Here is a 4,551-nt window from a genome sequence, read left to right on the forward strand (position 1 = left end):
GGAAGAGGGTTCTTTGATGCGATAATTCTTAAGCCTTCTAGAGTTAGATTGGGATTGCTTAGTTCAACCGTTTGGCAGGCTTCAACGACTGTGCTTGCTAAGCCGCCTGTGGCGATAACGCGGGTATCATCGCCGAGTTCTTCTTTGAAGCGTTTAACTAATGTATCAATCGCCCCAGCGGTGCCGACGATAATTCCTGAACGAAGACTGCTTTCAGTATCACGTCCGATTGCATTCTCAGGTGGTTCGAGTGCTATTCTTGGCAGACGGGCAGCTTTTGTAAATAGGGCTTCCATTGAGAGAACTACGCCTGGCAAAATAGCTCCCCCAAGATATTCTTTATCCCTGCTAATCGCATCCAAAGTGGTCGCGGTCCCCATATCGAGCACAATAATTGGCGTGCCATAAAGTTCAATGGCTGCAACCGCATTTGCCAGACGGTCGGCTCCTACTGCTGAGGGTGGATTGTATTTTACCGTTAGCCCGAGATCGAGTTTGTCGCTGACGAAAATCGGTTGGCAGTTGAACCATTTGTTAGAAAGACGAGTGAGTGTTTCTTGAAGGGCTGGGACGACATTGGAGATAATCACTCGACTAATGGCTTCAGCGATGCCGGCTCGCTCTAGGAATGAACGTAATGCCGCTCCCGTTTCATCTTCCGTTCGGGCAACATTGGTGTGCATTCGCCAAGTGCCTCGCCAGTTCCCACCATCAAAAACGCCAACCACCATATGGGTATTGCCAACATCAATTGCTAACAGCATCAGATAACTCCGTTACTGAATGAATATGTCCTTCCAACTGCTGTTTGACAGCATCAACGATACCAGCCAAAGCTATTTCCAATAAGTTCATACATTCGGCTTCTACCATTACGCGTAAAAGCGGTTCAGTGCCTGATGGGCGCACGCTGACTCGGCCAGTTTCGATTAAAAGCGCTTCTGCGTTTGCTATCGCCTGCACTATGACCTTGTTTTCATTCCAACCTTTATTACTCTTAACGTGCATGTTCACTAGACGCTGCGGCCAGGGCTTATAACAGTGGGCAAGCTCAGAAAGCGGTTTGCCTGTTTCCTGCATCACCTTAAGCACTTCCAAGAGTGTGATTAGACCATCACCTGTAGTGGAGAGTTTCGAGAAAATGAGATGGCCGGATTGCTCGCCGCCAATTAGAGATTTGTGCTTGGACATCGCTTCAGAAACATATCGGTCACCAACAGGAGTTCTGACAAGTTCAATGCCATTGTCCTTGAGCAATTTCTCCATGCCGAGATTGGTCATTACTGTACCGACTGTAACCGCTGGGTGGAGACGTCCCTGTCGCATTTCATTTAGAGACCAAAGCGCCATGACTCGATCCCCATCAACACGCATGCCATTTTCATCAGATAGGATAGCACGGTCGGCATCGCCATCAAAAGCAACTCCCACAGCAGCCCCTTGTTTGAGGGTCTCATTAAGCATATCATTCGGGTGGGTTGAACCACAATTAAAATTGATGTTGATGCCGTCTGGACAGCAAGCGTTGCAGATAACTTCAGCGCCAAGGTCTTTGAGCACTCGCGGAGCAATATCCGAAGCTGCGCCATTGGCACCATCGACTACAATTTTCATTCCACCCAAAGATTTTGGAAGAAGTGAACAGAGGAAATCATGATACTGACCTAGGGGGTCTTGATGCTGCTCAGTTGTGCCAACACCGGCGCCTTTAGGAAGCTCCAGCGTGCTTAGATGTTCGATGGCAGATTCAATCTTCGTTTCAATTGTATCCGGCAATTTTCGACCGTTATGGCCGAAAAACTTGATGCCATTATCATCAGCGGGATTGTGTGAGGCGGAAATCACAGCGCCGATGTCATAAGGGCCATGAGTAACCAGATAGGCAACCGCAGGCGTGGGGGCAACTCCTACCAACTCTACTCTCGCGCCCATCGCGCATAATCCGGCAGCTAGCGCTGATTCGAGCATCGTACCAGATATTCGAGGATCGCGGCCGATTAGAACTCGCAAAGGTTTCCCAGGAACAGCAAGCACATGCGCTGCCGCCATGCCTAGTTTCAGAGCCAGATCGGCAGTGAGGTTAATGTTTGCGATCCCTCGAACGCCATCCGTGCCGAATAACTTCTTACTCGCCATCTTGCGGCCTTTTTGCTACCATAACCCTGCTTGGGCGGATGACACGACCGCGCATCGTATAACCCTTTTCAGCTTCATTAACTACAGTGTTGTCGGGCAGGTCAGGATTATCAACGCGCATGATCGCATCATGAAAGACAGGATCGAACGGCTGACCGGCAGCTTGTATGGGCTTGATAGCATACTTATCAAATAGAGCGTGCATTTGCTGTACAATCATGCTTACGCCTTCGGACATGGTATCGAAATTTTTTGTCTTGTCTGCGGCGCCAACGGCTCTCTCGAAGTTATCCATAATTGGGAGTAATTGAAGGACAAATTCCTCGATACCTCGCTGTTTGTCTTCCAGTTGCTCCTGCCGAATGCGTTTGCGGAAGTTATCGAATTCAGCGCGCAGTCGCAGGAACGAATCATCCGCCTCATTTAGCCGCAGGATTGCCGCATTAAGCTGATCCTGCAGAAGAATAAATTGTCCTTCTTCGGTAGGTTGGTTCTCGCCCTCAACAGTGGGTATTTCCACGTTAAAAGGGATATTTTTCGTCTCTTCTTTTTGATCTTTATCGTTTCGGTTATGTCGCATTCAATCGCCTCCGCCGTTCCAAGTCGGATTTCCAAATAAATCGTAGATGCACTCGCCTGGGTAGGCGATGCTTACTCGAAATGGTACATTTAACTTTCGACACATTTCGAGTACGCGCTGCCGGATGGTTGTGTTATCATATCGTCGCGAAATATGAAATAGTCCAAGCTGGTGAACTTTTGCTTCCTTGGCAAGAGTTAGTACCTCACCCAGTACCGAATGTCCATGTGCCCGAGCATTGTACTCTTCGCCATCCTCTTCATCTAAAAATGTGCATTCATGCAGAAGATAATCGCAGCCCTTGTATACTGAAGGGTCCATCGGCGCGGTATCACCTGTGTAGGCAAAGATTAGCTTATCCTGCGGCGCTACAAGCGCTTCCTTACCTTTGTCTACTCTGATCTTGTCCAATTCTTGTTGAGAAAACCCTTCGTATTCAGGTCTAAGCTTATCCACACGTCTTATCATCTGATAGCCGATGCTCTTAATTTGTTCAGTCGTATTGTCGTCAATATGCTCATTACGAAATGACCGCAGGATTAATCGTTCATCAGGCAATGCCCATTCTTGCCCATCTTCAAATTCAACAATGTTTGCGGTCCCTGTCGTATACCGGTCAAAACCGGATAGGAACTGAGTATAAGCACGGATTGCTCCGTTCCCTCTAGGATAGAGGACATTCAGTTCGCCCATCCCTCCTCTCAGGTTCAGCAACTGCAGCAACCCGCCGATATGATCACGATGAGAGTGTGTGAGCGCGACCATCTGCACCTTAGCCAGTCTTTGGTCAAGCATAGCTGCCGCACCATCGCCCGCATCAAATAGTATTCGACGCGTCTCGTCGAATACCCACGTTGACACAAGCGGCGTCGAAAACAGAGTAATGTACGGGCGGTTATGCATATCGCCGAGACTAATCTCCTTTTGAGCTTCGACCTTATATTATACCGAGTTTAGGGATTAGCTGGCGGTCAGCAGTTGAGAGGATGATAAGGAGTGCTTGATAGTTGAGTTAGATGATGCAATTTCGAAGTTTATTTCATGTAGTGTAAGCTGATATAGCAGAAAAAATCGCGAATCGTTCAGAAGCTGATATTAAGCAAGCATGCAAGTAACTTATACTACTCGGTGAGCGTATCGAATATATATGAGGTGTGAATAAGATGAACGTTGGACCTATTGAGATGTTGTTAGCGGAGCATAGAAACATCGAGAAAGTTATCGATGCGATGTTAGTTGTTAAAAGCAATCTCGTTTCGGGGGAGGCAGTTGAACCTCAAACCCTACGCGATATGGTTGAGTTCATGCGTCTATATGCGGACAAATGCCACCACGGGAAAGAGGAAGCAATTCTATTTCCATTACTTGTTGAGAAGGGGGTTCCTGCGCAAGGCGGCCCAATTCAGGTGCTTACCCATGAACATGAACTATGTAGGAAAGCTGTGGGTGAGTTTGCCACAGTAGTTGAAGCTTATGCAAAAAGCAGTAATGAATCTACTGAGGAACTTATTTCCAAATTATGCGCATTAACTGCTCTTTATCCAAACCATATTTGGAAGGAAGATAACGTGTTATTCCCGATGAGTGAAGAAATATTCGATGTTACAGAGAAAGGCGAGCTTTTAAAGAGCTTCGAAAAAGTGGATCAAGAACAAGGCGAGGCGACTCATAAACGTCTTGTAGCAATTGCGGAAGATCTCTCACATCTCACAAATACTTAAACGGCACCATGTTTTGTAAGCCTAATATTTCTCACTCAGGTCTTTCAGTTTAGCCCGGTAATTACGTATCGAGCTAAACTGCTTTAAGATTATCTAGAATAGTTAAAATAAATG

Annotated in this window: 5 protein-coding genes; 1 reads left to right on the plus strand and 4 read right to left on the minus strand. The window is 47.0% G+C overall.

Annotation, left to right across the window (positions count from 1 at the left end; genetic code table 11):
- From WCO51_09920 to WCO51_09935, 4 genes are all read right to left on the minus strand, one after another.
- Positions 1–764, minus strand: a 764-nt coding sequence (locus tag WCO51_09920; GenBank protein ID MEI6513574.1) for a type III pantothenate kinase, incomplete at its 3' end; no start/stop codon positions are given.
- Positions 748–2,136, minus strand: a complete 1,389-nt coding sequence (glmM, locus tag WCO51_09925) for a phosphoglucosamine mutase (protein ID MEI6513575.1) — start codon at positions 2,134–2,136, stop codon at positions 748–750. The genes WCO51_09920 and glmM, both read right to left, overlap by 17 nt.
- Complete coding sequence (grpE, locus tag WCO51_09930) at positions 2,126–2,716, minus strand: nucleotide exchange factor GrpE (GenBank protein MEI6513576.1); 591 nt, start codon at positions 2,714–2,716, stop codon at positions 2,126–2,128. The genes glmM and grpE overlap by 11 nt, the downstream gene beginning before the upstream one ends.
- Positions 2,717–3,619, minus strand: coding sequence for an MBL fold metallo-hydrolase (locus WCO51_09935; GenBank protein MEI6513577.1), 903 nt, complete (start codon positions 3,617–3,619; stop codon positions 2,717–2,719).
- Between the two features lie 260 nt (positions 3,620–3,879).
- Between WCO51_09935 and WCO51_09940 the strand changes: the two genes are divergently transcribed.
- On the plus strand, positions 3,880–4,437 hold the full coding sequence (locus WCO51_09940; protein ID MEI6513578.1) for a hemerythrin domain-containing protein: 558 nt from the start codon (positions 3,880–3,882) through the stop codon (positions 4,435–4,437).
- Positions 4,438–4,551 lie beyond the last annotated feature (114 nt).

The sequence above is a fragment of the bacterium genome (genome assembly GCA_037131655.1).
Lineage (GTDB): Bacteria > Armatimonadota > Fimbriimonadia > Fimbriimonadales > JBAXQP01 > JBAXQP01.